We start from the raw sequence: 15924 nt of genomic DNA, 5'->3' as shown, positions 1-15924 counted from the left end.
TATTGGATGATTTATAGGCGTTTTCGGGGGCCTATTTTTAGTGCGGCAGAATAGTTGATTGCCGATTTTGTGTCAAACCGACGTTACGTCTGGTGTACATATAAATTTACGGTTGTGGGTGGGAGGGCGGCGGTATTAAAAAATGCCTTTAGACAGCAATATCGTTCGCTGCGTAGTGAAAAGTTGTTTACGGGCTTCTATAGTGGAGGGATCTGAACATAAGGGAGAGATCAATGTTAAGGGTGGAGATGCTCAGTACCGGTGATGAGGTGCTGCATGGGCAAATTATTGATACCAACGCCGCCTGGCTGGCAGATTACCTGTTCCAGCAAGGCTTACCGATGAGCGGGCGCGAAACGGTGGGGGATAGCCTTTCTTCGCTGATCGAAATCCTGCAGGAGCGTAGCCATATTGCCGACGTGCTGATCGTCAACGGCGGTCTGGGGCCAACCAGCGACGATCTCAGTGCGTTGGCAGCGGCCAAGGCTTGTGATACCGAATTGGTCGAACATCCTGAATGGATCGCCCGTATGGAGGCCTACTTTGCGGAACGTGGCCGCCCAATGGCGGCTTCAAACCGTAAACAGGCGCAGATCCCGGCTAATGCGGAAATGCTGGATAACCGTGTAGGTACCGCCTGCGGCTTCGCCTTAACGCTGAATAAGTGCCGGATGTTCTTTACGCCGGGCGTGCCTTCCGAATTTAAAGTGATGGTAGAAGAGCAGATCCTGCCACGTCTGCGACAGAGCTTTACTCTGCCTGAGCCGCCATTGTGCCTTCGCCTTACCACCTTCGGGACTTCGGAAAGCGACTTGGCCGCTGAATTGGACGGCATGCCTTTGCCGCCGGGCGTCGTACTGGGCTATCGCTCTTCCAGTCCGATTATTGAATTGAAGTTGACTGGCCCACAGGTTCAGCGTGCCGCGATGGAACAAGCCTGGCAGCGAGTGCGGCAGGTTGCGGGTGACAATACGATTTTTGAAGGAACGGCTGGGCTACCGGCAGAGCTGACGCAACGCTTACAGCAGCAGAACTTGACGCTGGCGCTGAGCGAGCAATTTACCGCCGGCCTAATCAACCTGCAGTTGCAGAGCGAAGCTGCCCCGCTGGCCGGTGGCGAACTGCTACCTGCGCATTGCTCCGAGGCATTGGCAACAGTGCTGGCGCGTGCCCAGTCTTTGGCGCAGCTCACCGGTGCGCAGTTGGCGTTGGCGGTTAGCGCCATGGCAGGGGATCGTGTCAGTGTTGCCCTGCATACGCCAAAAGGCGGTATTGGCCAGACGGTGAGCTATCGTGCTTCACGTCATGGCCTGCGTTTACGCCAGGAGTCGGTCGCGATGCTGGCGCTGGATATGCTGCGCCGTTGGCTGAATGGCGGCCAGGTTTGCGGCAAAAACGGCTGGCTGGAAATTGTGGAAATTATCGAGTAGAAACTCGTTCATGGCGGTGAGATATCCTTTATGGATCATAACAATATAAGGGGTATTCGCTGTGGGAGTGGGTTGTTACACGCTTTGCGGGTGTTTGAGACTCTTCGTCTTGGGCATTGATACCCGTCGCCTTTCAAGCTGCAGCGTTGTTGACTGCGGGTGTTCACCCCCTTGCCGCCTAGCTGCAACTTGAAATTCTTAGGGTATTCAGTGTTTGATGATTATTTTATTGAGTTAGATTTCCAGCTCGATATCCATGGCGGGCATGCAGCAGCAGGGCAGGATCTCGCCATGATTGATAAATGCCAACGGCTGCTGGTGGTAAGCGACCTCACCCTTCAGTAATTTCACTCGGCAGGCACCGCAATAGCCGGAGCGGCATTGGTATTCCACCTCCACCTCATGCAGTTCCAGCACGTCGAGCAGGCATTTCTCACCTTCGGGGCAGGAGAGCTGCGTACCGGTGGCACGCAGCGTGATGGTTGGTGCAGCCACTTACAGCTCGAAATCACTCAGGTCGTCGGCGTTGACTTCAGAGTCAATCTGGCCGACCAGGTAAGAGCTGACTTCCACTTCCTGCGGAGCCACCTGCACGTTATCCGACACCAGCCAGGCGTTGATCCACGGGATTGGGTTGGAGCGGGTAGGGAACGGTGAGCCCAGGCCGACGGCCTGCATGCGGATATTGGTAATGTATTCCACATACTGGCACAGGATGTCTTTGTTCAAGCCAATCATGGAGCCGTCGCGGAACAGATACTCGGCCCACTCTTTCTCTTGCTGTGCCGCCAGGACGAACAGGTCATAGCACTCTTGCTGGCATTCCACGGCGATTTCGGCCATCTCTGGGTCATCGGCGCCTGAGCGCATCAGATTCAGGATATGTTGCGTACCGGTCAGGTGCAGGGCTTCGTCGCGGGCGATCAGCTTGATGATTTTGGCGTTGCCTTCCATCAGCTCACGCTCGGCGAAAGCAAACGAACAGGCAAAGCTAACGTAGAAACGAATGGCCTCCAGCGCGTTGACGCTCATCAGGCACAGATACAGCTGCCTTTTGATGGCGCGCAGGTTAACGGTCACCGTTTTACCATTGACCTGGTGCGTACCTTCACCGAGCAGATGATAGTAACTGGTCATTTCGATCAGATCGTCGTAGTAGCCGGAGATATCTTTTGCCCGCTTGAGGATCTCCTCGTTGGTGACGATATCGTCAAACACCACCGACGGATCGTTAACGATGTTACGAATGATATGGGTGTAGGAACGCGAGTGAATGGTCTCTGAGAATGACCAGGTTTCGATCCAGGTTTCCAGCTCCGGAATGGAGATCAGCGGCAGAAACGCCACGTTAGGGCTACGGCCCTGGATGGAATCCAGCAGAGTCTGATACTTCAGGTTGCTGATGAAGATGTGCTTCTCGTGTTCCGGCAGCGCTTGATAGTCGATACGATCGCGCGCGACGTCAACCTCTTCCGGACGCCAGAAGAAGGAGAGCTGCTTTTCGATCAGCTTTTCGAAGATTTCATGTTTTTGCTGGTCGAAACGTGCCACGTTGACCGACTGGCCGAAGAACATCGGCTCAAGCAACTGGTTGTTTTTGTTTTGAGAAAAAGTAGTGTAAGCCATGAGCTTGGATCCATTAGTGCCGAGCTGAAAAGTAAAGGGGCCGGAAGAGTTCCGGCCCGCTGTATCAAACGTTAGATCTTGCAGGCGCCGCCTTCACAGTCGTCATCGCCGCCCTGAGCAGGCTGCATGTCTTCCTGGATATCATCTGCACCGTCGCGGGTGTTCTGATAATACAGCGTTTTGACACCGAACTTGTAGGTGGTGAGCAGGTCTTTCAACAACTGCTTCATCGGCACCTTGCCACCCGGGAAACGGGTTGGGTCATAGTTGGTGTTTGCCGAGATCGACTGATCGATAAATTTCTGCATCAGGCCAACCAGTTGCAGGTAACCGTCGTTATTCGGTAATTCCCACAGCAGTTCGTAGTCGTTTTTCAGACGCTCATACTCAGGAACGACCTGGCGCAGAATACCGTCTTTGGACGCTTTGATACTGATATGGCCGCGCGGTGGCTCAATGCCGTTGGTGGCATTGGAGATCTGCGACGAAGTTTCCGACGGCATCAAGGCAGACAGCGTTGAGTTGCGCAGGCCGGTCTCTTTGATCTCTTTACGCAGGCTTTCCCAGTCGTAATGCAGCGGTTCGTTACAGATCGCGTCTAAATCTTTCTTGTAAGTATCGATTGGCAAGATGCCTTGCGCATAGGTGGTTTCATTGAACCACGGGCAAGCCCCTTGCTCCTGAGCCAGACGGTTCGAGGCCTTCAGCAGGTAGTACTGGATCGCTTCGAAGGTTCTGTGGGTCAGGTTGTTGGCGCTGCCGTCGGAATAGCGTACGCCGTTCTTCGCCAGGTAATAGGCGAAGTTGATCACACCGATACCCAAGGTACGGCGGCCCATCGCGCCACGGTGAGCGGCTTTGATCGGGTAATCCTGATAATCCAGCAGGGCGTCGAGCGCACGTACGGCCAGCGTGGCCAGTTCTTCCAGATCGTCCAGGCTTTCAATCGCACCCAGGTTGAATGCGGACAGCGTACACAGCGCGATTTCGCCGTTTTCGTCGTTAACGTCATCCAGCGGTTTGGTCGGCAGCGCAATTTCCAGGCACAGGTTTGACTGGCGTACCGGGGCGACCTGCGGATCGAACGGGCTGTGGGTGTTGCAGTGGTCGACGTTCTGGATGTAGATACGGCCAGTAGAAGCACGTTCCTGCATCATCAGTGAGAACAGCTCTACCGCTCTCACTCGCTGCTGACGAATGCTGCTGTCTTTCTCATACAGGGTGTACAGGCGCTCGAACTCGTCCTGATCGGCGAAGAACGCGTCGTACAGCCCTGGAACGTCAGACGGGCTGAACAGGGTGATGTCTTCATTCTTGATCAGGCGCTGATACATCAGGCGGTTGAGCTGCACGCCGTAGTCCATGTGACGGACGCGGTTGCCTTCCACCCCACGGTTGTTTTTCAGTACCAGCAGGCTTTCCACTTCCAGATGCCACATTGGGTAGAACAGCGTCGCTGCACCACCACGTACGCCGCCCTGAGAGCAGGATTTCACCGCGGTCTGGAAGTGTTTGTAGAACGGGATACAGCCGGTGTGGAAGGCTTCACCGCCACGAATTGGGCTACCCAGGGCACGGATACGGCCAGCATTGATACCGATACCGGCGCGCTGTGAAACGTATTTCACAATGGCGCTGGAGGTGGCGTTGATGGAATCCAGGCTGTCACCACACTCGATCAGCACGCAAGAGCTGAATTGGCGGGTTGGGGTGCGCACGCCAGACATGATCGGCGTAGGCAGTGAAATCTTGAAGGTGGAGATCGCGTCATAGAAACGTTTTACGTAGTCCAGACGGGTGGCGCGCGGGTAGTTGGAGAACAGGCACGCGGCTACCAGGATATACAGGAACTGGGCGCTCTCGTAAATCTCGCCGCTGACGCGGTTCTGCACCAGATATTTACCTTCCAACTGCTTCACGGCAGCGTAAGAGAAGTTCATATCACGCCAGTGATCGATAAAGGAGTCCATCTGCTCGAACTCTTCAGTGGTGTAGTCTTCCAGCAGATGTTTATCGTATTTGCCCATCTCCACCATGCGTGCGACGTGGTCGAGCAGCTTCGGTGGCTCAAACTGGCCGTAAGCTTTTTTCCGCAGATGGAAGATGGCGAGGCGAGCGGCCAGATACTGATAGTCCGGTGCATCACGGGAGATCAGATCGGCTGCGGCCTTGATGATGGTTTCATGAATATCGGCGGTTTTGATGCCGTCATAAAACTGAATATGTGAACGTAACTCTACTTGAGAGACCGAGACGTTGTTTAAACCTTCCGCGGCCCAGTCGATGACTCGGTGGATTTTGTCGAGGTTGATGCGCTCTTTACTGCCATCGCGTTTAGTTACAAGTAGGCTTTGGTTCATTTTTACCTGTCCGTGAGATTCCCCTAAGCAGAAAGTGTAGTCGCTCTGCTCAGTATGTAAACACTATATATAGGGGGTGTATGTCGGTGAGGTAACAAGATAGTGATAAAGCGGTGGGTTTGCAAGTGAACAAAACCTGCCGATCTTGTGGATAACTTGGGGGTGAAATGTTACCAATTGTTCCTAGTGCGCGCCCTATCTGGGGTGACAAGGTTGTCAATAAGCGCGAGGAGATTTTGCTGATTTTGTGAAAACCTCGATCGTTTGCCGCTTTATTAAACGTTAGAAAAAAACCGCATATTGATCTGCTTTTATATTCTTAAAAACGGTTTAGATCGGCTTTTTTGATCGAAAACGGATAAATAGGTATTTATCTTATACGCTTAGTCGTACCGGCGGCGGAAACATCGCCGCCGGTACGTTGTGGCCGTTTCAACCCTGGTGCTGGGTATGGACCATGTAGTTCACATCCACGTTACGGCCCAGCTTGAAATGGTCGGTGATCGGGTTGTAATGCAGGCCGATGATATGCTTTTCACGCAGCTCGGTGCCGTCGACCCAACCGATCAGTTCAGAAGGGCGGATGAACTTTTTATGATCATGGGTGCCCTGTGGCACCATTTTGAGCACGTATTCAGCGCCGATGACCGCCATCAGCCAGGCTTTGGTATTGCGGTTGATGGTGGAGAAGAACACATGGCCGCCTGGCTTGACCAGATGTGCACAGGCGCGCACGACGGAGGCCGGATCCGGGACGTGCTCGAGCATCTCCATACAGGTGACGATGTCATACTGTTGCGGATGAGCCTGCGCATGGCTTTCTACCGTTTCTTGCACGTAGGTCACCTGCATACCGCTTTCCAGCGCATGCAGTCGCGCCACCTGGAGCGGTTCTGCCCCCATATCCAGCCCGGTTACCAACGCACCTTCACGCGCCATGCTCTCTGCCAGAATGCCGCCGCCACAGCCAACGTCGAGCACTTGTTTGTCAAAAATGCCTCCTGCGCGCTGCATGATATAATTCAGACGCAGCGGATTGATCCGATGCAACGGCTTGAACTCACCTTCCAGATCCCACCAGCGCGAGGCGACAGCTTCAAATTTGGCGATTTCCTGGTGATCAACGTTTGGCGCGTGACGGGATGATTCAGCATTCATGGGCGTTATTAGCTCCTGGTTCTCTTATGGTGCAGATTATACATGTTCCGGCACGCTTGGCGCAGCGCTGTTGTTACCGGGGCATTTTTCGCCCGCAGGGCAGCACATTTCAGCGAAACAGCGCCGGTAATTTCCCCGTAAAGCGCGCTTTGTGATATAGTTTTACACCTTTGGCACTACGCCAAGGCAGATGAATCATTCAGTATGAGGGATAGCAGCTCCATGAGCGACCTTGCCAGAGAAATCACACCGGTAAATATCGAAGAAGAGCTGAAAAGCTCGTATCTGGATTACGCGATGTCCGTTATTGTCGGCCGTGCGTTGCCAGATGTTCGTGATGGACTGAAGCCGGTGCACCGCCGCGTTCTGTACGCGATGAATGTACTGGGTAACGACTGGAATAAACCATACAAGAAATCGGCCCGTGTCGTTGGGGACGTGATCGGTAAGTATCACCCGCATGGTGACAGCGCGGTGTATGACACGATCGTCCGTATGGCCCAACCGTTTTCGTTGCGTTACATGTTGGTGGACGGCCAGGGTAACTTCGGTTCTGTGGACGGCGACTCCGCCGCAGCAATGCGTTATACCGAAGTGCGCATGTCGAAAATCGCCCACGAACTGCTGGCGGATCTGGAAAAAGAGACCGTCGACTTCGTGCCAAACTATGACGGTACCGAGCAGATCCCGGCCGTTATGCCAACCAAGATCCCGAACCTGCTGGTCAACGGCTCGTCCGGTATCGCCGTAGGTATGGCGACCAACATTCCGCCGCATAACCTGTCTGAAGTTATCAATGGCTGTCTGGCCTATATCGAGGATGAAGACATCAGCATTGAAGGGCTGATGGAACACATCCCAGGCCCGGACTTCCCGACGGCGGCAATCATCAATGGCCGTCGTGGTATTGAAGAAGCCTACCGTACTGGCCGTGGTAAAGTGTATCTCCGCGCCCGTGCCGAGGTAGAGGCGGACGCTAAAACCGGCCGCGAAACCATCATCGTGCATGAAATTCCTTATCAGGTGAACAAAGCGCGCCTGATCGAGAAAATTGCCGAGCTGGTGAAAGAAAAACGCGTTGAAGGCATCAGCGCGCTGCGTGACGAGTCTGATAAAGACGGTATGCGCATCGTGATTGAAGTCAAACGTGATGCGGTGGGTGAAGTGGTGCTGAATAACCTGTATTCGCTGACTCAGCTACAGGTCACCTTCGGTATCAACATGGTGGCACTGCATCAGGGCCAGCCAAAGTTGCTGAACCTGAAAGATATTCTGCGTGCATTTGTGCGCCACCGCCGTGAAGTGGTGACCCGCCGTACCATTTTCGAACTGCGTAAAGCCCGCGATCGCGCCCATATCCTGGAAGCGTTAGCCATTGCGTTGGCCAACATCGACCCGATTATCGAATTGATCCGCCGCGCGCCGACTCCGGCAGAAGCGAAGATTGCGTTAATCGCGCAACCTTGGGATCTGGGTAACGTCGGGGCGATGTTGGAACGCGCCGGTGACAACGCTGCACGCCCAGAGTGGCTGGAGCCAGAGTTCGGTATCCGTGACGGTAAATATTACCTGACCGAGCAACAGGCTCAGGCGATCCTGGATCTGCGCTTGCAGAAACTGACCGGCCTGGAGCACGAGAAGCTGCTGGACGAGTATAAAGAGCTGCTGAACATCATCGCCGAGCTGATCTTTATTCTGGAAAACCCAGACCGCTTGATGGAAGTGATCCGTGAAGAACTGGTGGCCATGCGCGATCAGTTCGGTGACGCACGCCGTACCGAAATTACCGCCAACACGTCTGATATCAACATCGAAGACCTGATCAACCAGGAAGATGTGGTCGTGACATTGTCGCATCAGGGCTACGTGAAGTATCAGCCTCTGACCGACTATGAAGCACAGCGTCGCGGTGGTAAAGGCAAGTCAGCCGCCCGTATTAAAGAAGAAGACTTTATCGATCGTCTGCTGGTGGCCAACACCCACGACACGATCCTGTGCTTCTCCAGCCGTGGTCGCCTGTACTGGATGAAGGTGTATCAACTGCCGGAAGCCAGCCGTGGTGCTCGTGGCCGGCCGATCGTCAACCTGTTGCCGCTGGAAGCCAACGAACGTATCACCGCCATTCTGCCGGTGCGTGAATACGAAGAAGGGCGCCATGTGTTTATGGCTACCGCCAGCGGTACCGTGAAGAAAACCGCATTGACCGAGTTCAGCCGCCCACGCAGTGCTGGCATCATCGCCGTTAACCTCAACGAGGGTGACGAGCTGATTGGTGTTGACCTGACCGACGGCAGCAACGAAGTGATGCTGTTCTCCGCCAACGGTAAAGTGGTGCGCTTCCCAGAAGGGCAGGTGCGCTCGATGGGCCGTACCGCTACCGGCGTACGCGGTATCAACCTCGGTGAAGGCGATCGTGTAGTTTCGCTGATTGTTCCACGCGGTGAAGGCGATATCCTGACCGTGACGCAGAACGGCTACGGCAAGCGTACCGCGGTAACGGAATATCCGACCAAATCGCGCGCGACCCAAGGGGTTATCTCCATCAAGGTCAGCGAGCGTAATGGCCAGGTTGTTGGGGCTGTGCAGGTAGAAACTACCGATCAAATCATGATGATCACCGATGCAGGTACGCTGGTGCGTACCCGTGTCGCGGAAGTCAGCGTGGTTGGCCGTAACACTCAGGGTGTCACTCTGATCCGTACTGCGGAAGACGAGAACGTCGTCGGCCTGCAGCGCGTTGCTGAACCGGTTGAAGATGAAGAGCTTGATAGCCTTGAACCAGGTAGCGATGAAGCGGAAGAAGATACCACACCACTCGATGAGGGTGATGAGGATACCGGCGCCGCAGACGATTTGGATGACGAGAACGCCTAAATAGTGCGATCTCGTACAATCTGGGTGGATCAAAAAGGGCTTGGCAGCGATGCTAGGCCCTTTTTCAGTTGTATGGTTTAATTGCTGCAATCACTTGTCGATGCTGCACGGGATCGTTGTTTTGCTATGATTATGCTCGTCACCCCTTACTCTGGCATGGTACCTGCTTGAAATACTTAGCCTCTTTCCGTACCACGTTAAAAATTTCCCGCTATCTGTTTCGGGTGCTGGCGTTCATGCTGTGGTCGCTGGGCGCACTGCTGACCACGTTTTATATCCTGGATATCGTGCATGAGAAAGAATCCGATATCAGGCAGGAATACAATCTCAACTTTGACCAGGCACAGGGCTACATTCGCCATTCGGCGGATATCATACGCGACATCAAATACATGGCGGAAAACCGCCTCAACGGCACGGTAGGGAGCCTCGAGCTGTTCACCGGCATGATGAATGGCAAAGACAGCCAACCGGAGATGAAGCCGCTGTACCCGGAATCCAACTGCGCGCTGAACTCCAACTACCGTGACGCGATCACCTCGTTAAACGGTCTGATCCAATACTGGAAAGAAAACTTTGTCGCAGCCTATGACCTGAACCGAGTGTTTTTCATCGGCAGTGATAGCCTGTGCATGACGGAATTCGGTAGCAGCAGCGGCATCACCGACCGGCAAAAGGTGCTCAAGGCGCTGCATGAGCGCATCCTTAAATACCGTAACGCCGCCAACAGCGCGGAGAAAGACAATAACCTTTATTGGATCAGCCCCAGCCAGCAGCGGCCTGATGTAGGTTACCTGTATGTGATGACGCCGGTCTATGTCGGTAACAAACTGGAAGCGTTGCTGGGGATTGAACAGACGATCCGCCTGGAGGACTTTGTCACCACCAGCAACTTGCCGGTGGGGGTAAATCTGCTGGATGAGAACAACGAATCTGTGTTGCAACTGGCCAATGGCGATCGTTACGCCTCTTCGCTCAATGTTTATCCGCAGGAACACACCTATTTTGGCTATGTCGACAGTTACCAGGATCTAATCATGAAGAAGGCGCTGCCGCCTTCGTCGCTCAGCATCGTGTATTCCTTGCCGGTGAAGAGCGTGGTGGAGCGCTTCAAGGTGCTGATCCTCAACGCGGTGCTGCTTAACCTGCTGTCGGCCGTGGTGTTGTTTAGCCTGGCGTGGCTGTTCGAACGCAAGATGTTCCTGCCTGCGGAGGAGAATGCCTTCCGGTTGGAGGAGCATGAACAGTTCAACCGCAAGATCGTGGCGTCGGCGCCGGTGGGCATTTGCATTCTGCGCATCAGTGATGGTACCAACATCCTGAGTAATGAACTGGCGCATAACTATATCAACCTGTTGACCAACGAGGATCGCGATCGCATTACGCGTATTATCTGCGAACAGCAGGTCAACTTTGTTGATGTGATGACCAGTAACAACAACAACCTGCAAATCAGCTTTGTTCATTCCCGTTACCGCAATGAGGACGTGGCGATCTGCGTGCTGGTTGACGTTAGCGCCCGTGTCAAAATGGAAGAGTCGCTGCAGGAAATGGCCGCGGCAGCGGAGCAGGCCAGCCAGTCCAAATCGATGTTCCTGGCCACCGTCAGCCATGAACTGCGCACGCCGCTGTATGGGATTATCGGCAACCTGGATCTGCTGCAGACCAAGGCGTTGCCACAAGGGGTCGATCGCCTGGTCAATGCGATGAGCAACTCCTCGGGGCTGTTGCTGAAGATCATCAGCGACATCCTGGACTTCTCCAAGATTGAGTCGGAGCAGTTGAAGATAGAGCCCCGTGAGTTTTCTTGCCTGGAAGTCATTACCCACATCGCGGGCAACTACTTGCCGCTGGTGGTGAAAAAACGGCTCGGTTTGTACTGTTTTATTGAACAAGGAGTGCCTGAGCGTATCAATGGCGATCCCGTGCGTTTGCAGCAGGTATTGTCTAACTTATTGAATAACGCCATCAAGTTTACCGATACCGGCTGTATCATCCTGCAAGTCTGCACCCGTGACAGCTATCTGGAGTTCAGCGTTCGCGATACCGGCGTCGGTATTCCAGATAAAGAAGTCCTGCGCCTGTTTGATCCTTTCTTCCAGGTTGGCAGCGGGGTGCAGCGCCATTTCCAGGGTACTGGGCTTGGGCTGGCGATTTGTGAAAAACTGATCAACCTGATGGACGGTGATATCGCGGTGGAGTCCGAGCCTGGCCTCGGCAGCTTGTTTACCATTCGTATTCCGCTGTTTGGGGCGTTGTTCCCGACGCCTCAGGCCAGCGATACCTGGCAGGGCAAAAACCTGTGGCTGCAAATTCGTAATCAGCGGTTGGAAAGCTATCTGCAGGCGATCCTTGGCGGCTACGGTGCCACGGTATTACGTTATGAGGGGCAGCAAACCGCGACAGGGGATGTTCTGCTCAGCGATTATCCTTTGCAGGTGGATACCCCGCTGTTGGCACAGATAGAGTTCTCCATCGCGCACATCGGGCCGTCATTGGAAACGCATCCGGGTTACTGGCTGCATAGTACCTCTACGCCACGGGATGCCATCCTGCTGTTGAACCGGCTGTTTGGTGTGGTTACCGAAAGCGACAAGGCATTGGTGCAACTGCCGTTACCGGTTAAGGCCAATAGTGCCGATAATGGGGATATTCGCCTGCTGGTGGTGGACGATCACCCGATTAACCGGCGCTTACTGTCCGATCAACTGGCATCGTTGGGCTATCTGGTGATCACTGCCAATGATGGTGTCGACGCGCTCAGCGTATTGGAACGCAATACGGTGGATATAGTTCTGACCGACGTCAATATGCCGAACATGGATGGCTATGAATTGACACGTTGCCTGCGTCAGTCGAACTTCACGGCTCCAGTGATTGGCGTGACGGCTAATGCGTTGGCAGAAGAGAAACAGCGCTGTCTTGAGGCCGGGATGGATAACTGCCTGTCGAAACCGGTCACGCTAGAGACGCTGGAGCAGTCGCTTGGCTATTACAGTCAACGGGTACGGCGGCTTAGGGCTGAGTCGGAAACTGCATAAATACCAAAGGGCGCCTAAGAGCGCCCTTTAGATTGATAACAATGTTGTTTCAGGGGTGCCGCATGCTGCACCCGTTGAACACTAGTCTTTATCCAACTGCGTCATACTGACGGAGGAGAGATAGTTGAGCAGTGCGATATCGTTATCAACACCCAGTTTCATCATGGCTGATTTCTTCTGGCTACTGATAGTCTTGATGCTGCGGTTCAGTTTTTTGGCGATTTCGGTCACCAGGAAACCTTCGGCGAACAGACGCAACACTTCACTTTCTTTCGGAGACAGACGTTTGTCACCGTAACCGCTGGCACTGATTTTCTCCAACAGCTTCGAGACGCTCTCCGGCGTGAATTTCTTGCCTTTCTGCAATGCGGCCAGCGCTTTTGGCAAATCGGTGGGCGCACCCTGTTTCAGGACGATGCCTTCGATGTCCAGATCCAACACCGCGCTGAGAATGGCCGGATTGTTGTTCATGGTCAGAACGATGATCGACAATTGCGGATAGTGGCGTTTGATATATTTTATCAGCGTAATGCCGTCGCCATATTTGTCACCCGGCATCGAAAGATCGGTGATCAGTACGTTGGCGTCCAGCTTGGACAGATTGTTGATCAGTGCTGTAGAGTCCTCGAACTCCCCAACGACATTCACCCACTCAATTTGCTCAAGTGACTTCCGGATGCCAAACAGTACGATAGGGTGGTCATCGGCAATAATTACGTTCAAGTTATTCATGTTGTTGGCTACCTTGCTGCAGCAGTCTACTGACGAAAAAATCAATCTGACTGATGTTATTCTCGATCTTGAGCGCATCACCGTCCGCGATGTGCTGTTCTAACGATTCACACAGAAGCTTTCCGGGAAGCAGATTTAACATAGCAAACACGCCCTTCAGGCGGTGTGCAGTTTGAGACAGCGCTGCAAAATCACTGCTGCCCGCCTCAGTATACAGTTTTTTGATATCGTCGGGTACTGTATCAATAAACAAACCATAGTAATCACTTGATCTCAATTGTTTTTCATACACTTGGGCGCTATCGGCCAGCGATCCTACCGGGTTTTCTTCCTGCTCTTGTGCCGCCATCTGGTGTTCTATCAGGATCAGAACCGCGTCAATCATGGCATTGTGCAGGTTATAGTTGACGCGAATATAGCCTTTATCAAGCTGCTGCCAGCCTGCTTCATCGCTGGTTAGCAGTAACGTATAGTCGTCGGCCTGCTGCGGGTTATCGGTCAGTAATACATCATAATCCTGGCTGTTTTGGTGCTCCTCGGCCACGATGCAGTTGGCCCCATAGCCCGCCAGTAGCTGAGTCACGATACGACGGATCTCGTCGGAGGTGATATCCAGCAGCGCCGTTACCCCATCGAGTAATTTCTCCGTCGCCTGTTCCTCGATGTTCTCCTGCTCCATAGTGACACGAATGGTATAGCGGGTACCGATATCGATTTTGCTGCGGATATCCAACTGGCCATTGAGTTTCTTGCACAGCTGATTACACAGGAAAAACGTCAGCCCAGAGCCGTGATCGAAGCGATCGACCAGCGTTTGGCTGAGGAACGGGTAGGTCAGGTTGCTGATTTCCTCATTGGAAATGCCGGTGCCGGTATCATTGATATGAAATACCAGGTGTTCAGGGCGTTCGGCTTCCTGTTCTACCACCAGGGTGATCTTGCCGTAGGAGGTGGTGATGATGGCGTAGCGCAGCAGTAATGAAAGGATTTTGCGCAGTGCGCCAGCATCGCCAATGTACTGTTGGTTGACGTCCAGATTAACGTGATTGAATAGCGCCAGCCCTTTCTGGTTGATGGCTGGCAGCACGTCCAGCAGCAGTTCATCCAGCAGTGCAGAGGGATTGAATGGTTGACGTACCGGCTGCCAATCCTGTGTTTCCAGCCGGGTGAGCAGGGTGATATTGTCGATCAGATCCAATACCGATGCAGAAGCCAGGTTGAGTTGTTTAAGCAATGTCTGTTGCTGCTCGACATCTGATGGCTGGCACAGGCTCCGGGTCAGTTCGTGCATTTGTCGCACCGGCTGATTCAGCTCGATCCCCAGGTTGTGCAACATCAACTTACGGGCCTGAACGTTTTTATCGTATTCGCGGCGGGCCTGTTGCAGCCGTTTGTTCACCATCACTTCTTTATCCTGATCGTTGAGCAGGAACAGATAGGTTTCCGCCGTTCGCTGACTGCGGAAGATGCGGATCTCATAGACTTCGTTGTTGACCGTCGCCTGGATCACGCCATGATGCTGCTCCGCCATATGGGCGATTTTGGACAGGCTAAGATGTGGCATCAAGTGCTCGGCGATCTTGTTGCTGGTAATCACGCTGTTGTCGGCAAAGTCATAGACCAGTAGCCCGCAAGGCAGGCTGGCGACAATTTCCTGGTTGAGCGAGCGTTGGAGATCCAGCTCGGCGGCGATATTTTCGCTGGGGCGGATGTATTGCTGGCGGAGGAAATAAATACCCACCATCGATAGCGCCAGCAACAGCAGATTGATCGCCAGTAGCCAGATGTTATTGCGCAACAGGTCAATCGCCAGATTGAAAGCTGAGACGCGGTAAATCAGCTGCAGAGGCGAGTTGGGCAATGAAACACTGAATTCAACCCAACTGCCTTTCAAGGCGGCCTGGGCGTTGATTGCCGTTTCGCTTGGCACCACACTATCGTCGATCTCTTGCTCATCGGGCAGCAACAGGAAGTTGGAGCGGGCCATGTTAAGCGGAATGATATCGTTAATCGGCAGGTCGAAGGCGACCACCGTGGCCAAATGCCCCGGCTGGTTAAAGGTCGTGCGGATAGAAAACGAGTAGGCGTTCTGGAAGCGTTGTTTGCGCAGGCCGGAAAAACTCTCGCGTTCGTCCAGCATATTGGCCTGTTGTAGCATTTCGGTGCGGCGGTCCGATACCGACGTGGTCAGGTAGTTTTCTTTCAACCGCGAGGTCAGGTCTTTCAGCGATTGGGTTGTCACCAGGCTCAGGCTGTTATCTTGCCCGTTGAGAAAATACATCGCATAGTTTTCGGTTTCGGTTCCCCAACGGTTATCCAGGAAGTCCGAAATCCTGGCAACCGCAGCCAACGTGGCGTTGTCGTGGTTGCCAAAAATGACCGCATCGGTTTTGCTGCGTGGCTTCTCAACGTAATAAACATCCGGGCGCAGGCGGGTTTCCTGCAGATGGGTTTCAACGGGAAGCGCCGCGGTATTACCAAATTTGTCGTAGATTTGGTAGGTCAGAAAGCGGTAACTGTCGATGCGCTTTTGCAGCATATTGGCGATGGTACTGACGGCATGCTTTTTCTCCGTCAGGTAGGCGTTGGTGTAGTTGTAACTGTACAACCCAATGGCCATGGCCAGCAGCACGATAAACAGCCAGAAGCTGCGTGTGATGTAGCGGGAGTTAATGGTCAGTTGTCTATCTTGCAACATGGCTA

At 53.6% G+C, this 15924-nt stretch carries 9 protein-coding genes; 3 read left to right on the top strand and 6 right to left on the bottom strand.

Annotated elements, in window-relative coordinates; all coding sequences use genetic code 11:
• Positions 1-233 precede the first annotated feature (233 nt).
• Complete coding sequence (locus tag JHD74_RS08685) at positions 234-1430, top strand: nicotinamide mononucleotide deamidase-related protein YfaY (RefSeq protein WP_024529613.1); 1197 nt, start codon at positions 234-236, stop codon at positions 1428-1430.
• A gap of 234 nt (positions 1431-1664) precedes the next feature.
• Here the strand turns inward: JHD74_RS08685 and yfaE are convergent, their stop codons facing one another.
• From yfaE to ubiG, 4 genes are all read right to left on the bottom strand, one after another.
• A complete protein-coding gene (gene yfaE, locus JHD74_RS08680; protein WP_021805960.1) occupies positions 1665-1925 on the bottom strand; it encodes a class I ribonucleotide reductase maintenance protein YfaE in 261 nt (86 codons plus the stop codon).
• A complete protein-coding gene (gene nrdB / locus JHD74_RS08675; protein WP_024529614.1) occupies positions 1926-3056 on the bottom strand; it encodes a class Ia ribonucleoside-diphosphate reductase subunit beta in 1131 nt (376 codons plus the stop codon).
• Between the two features lie 71 nt (positions 3057-3127).
• Positions 3128-5416 carry a class 1a ribonucleoside-diphosphate reductase subunit alpha gene (gene nrdA, locus JHD74_RS08670; RefSeq protein WP_024529615.1) on the bottom strand — a complete coding sequence of 763 codons (2289 nt, stop codon included), beginning with the start codon at positions 5414-5416 and terminating at the stop codon, positions 3128-3130.
• A 432-nt stretch (positions 5417-5848) separates the two neighbouring features.
• A complete protein-coding gene (gene ubiG / locus JHD74_RS08665; RefSeq protein ID WP_021178493.1) occupies positions 5849-6574 on the bottom strand; it encodes a bifunctional 2-polyprenyl-6-hydroxyphenol methylase/3-demethylubiquinol 3-O-methyltransferase UbiG in 726 nt (241 codons plus the stop codon).
• Positions 6575-6796: 222 nt separating this feature from the next.
• Here ubiG and gyrA point away from each other — a divergent pair, with 222 nt between their 5' ends.
• Together gyrA and rcsC are read left to right on the top strand one after the other, a co-directional pair.
• Complete coding sequence (gene gyrA / locus JHD74_RS08660; RefSeq protein WP_074028099.1) at positions 6797-9448, top strand: DNA topoisomerase (ATP-hydrolyzing) subunit A; 2652 nt, start codon at positions 6797-6799, stop codon at positions 9446-9448.
• A gap of 167 nt (positions 9449-9615) precedes the next feature.
• Positions 9616-12489: a two-component system sensor histidine kinase RcsC gene (gene rcsC, locus JHD74_RS08655; RefSeq protein ID WP_024529617.1), complete on the top strand. Its 2874-nt coding sequence runs from the start codon at positions 9616-9618 to the stop codon at positions 12487-12489.
• An 81-nt stretch (positions 12490-12570) separates the two neighbouring features.
• On the opposite strand, the gene rcsB is transcribed toward rcsC, so the two are convergent.
• Both rcsB and rcsD read right to left on the bottom strand, forming a co-directional pair.
• Complete coding sequence (rcsB, locus tag JHD74_RS08650; protein WP_021178490.1) at positions 12571-13221, bottom strand: response regulator transcription factor RcsB; 651 nt, start codon at positions 13219-13221, stop codon at positions 12571-12573.
• Positions 13214-15916, bottom strand: coding sequence for a phosphotransferase RcsD (rcsD, locus tag JHD74_RS08645; RefSeq protein WP_199062445.1), 2703 nt, complete (start codon positions 15914-15916; stop codon positions 13214-13216). Before rcsD ends, rcsB begins: the two co-directional genes overlap by 8 nt.
• Positions 15917-15924: the final 8 nt, after the last annotated feature.

Origin of the sequence: Serratia sp. ASV30 (genome assembly GCF_016428815.1) — a bacterium.
Lineage (GTDB): Bacteria > Pseudomonadota > Gammaproteobacteria > Enterobacterales > Enterobacteriaceae > Chania > Chania fonticola_C.
Note: the sequence above shows the minus strand (reverse complement) of the source record. Positions and strands in the feature narration are given on the sequence as shown.

Coding starts and splice junctions, on each gene's coding strand:
- nrdA (WP_024529615.1), bottom strand. CDS start 5,416: ATGAACCAAAGCCTACTTGTAACTAAACGCGATGGCAGTAAAGAGCGC.
- rcsB (WP_021178490.1), bottom strand. CDS start 13,221: ATGAATAACTTGAACGTAATTATTGCCGATGACCACCCTATCGTACTG.
- nrdB (WP_024529614.1), bottom strand. CDS start 3,056: ATGGCTTACACTACTTTTTCTCAAAACAAAAACAACCAGTTGCTTGAG.
- gyrA (WP_074028099.1), top strand. CDS start 6,797: ATGAGCGACCTTGCCAGAGAAATCACACCGGTAAATATCGAAGAAGAG.
- JHD74_RS08685 (WP_024529613.1), top strand. CDS start 234: ATGTTAAGGGTGGAGATGCTCAGTACCGGTGATGAGGTGCTGCATGGG.
- ubiG (WP_021178493.1), bottom strand. CDS start 6,574: ATGAATGCTGAATCATCCCGTCACGCGCCAAACGTTGATCACCAGGAA.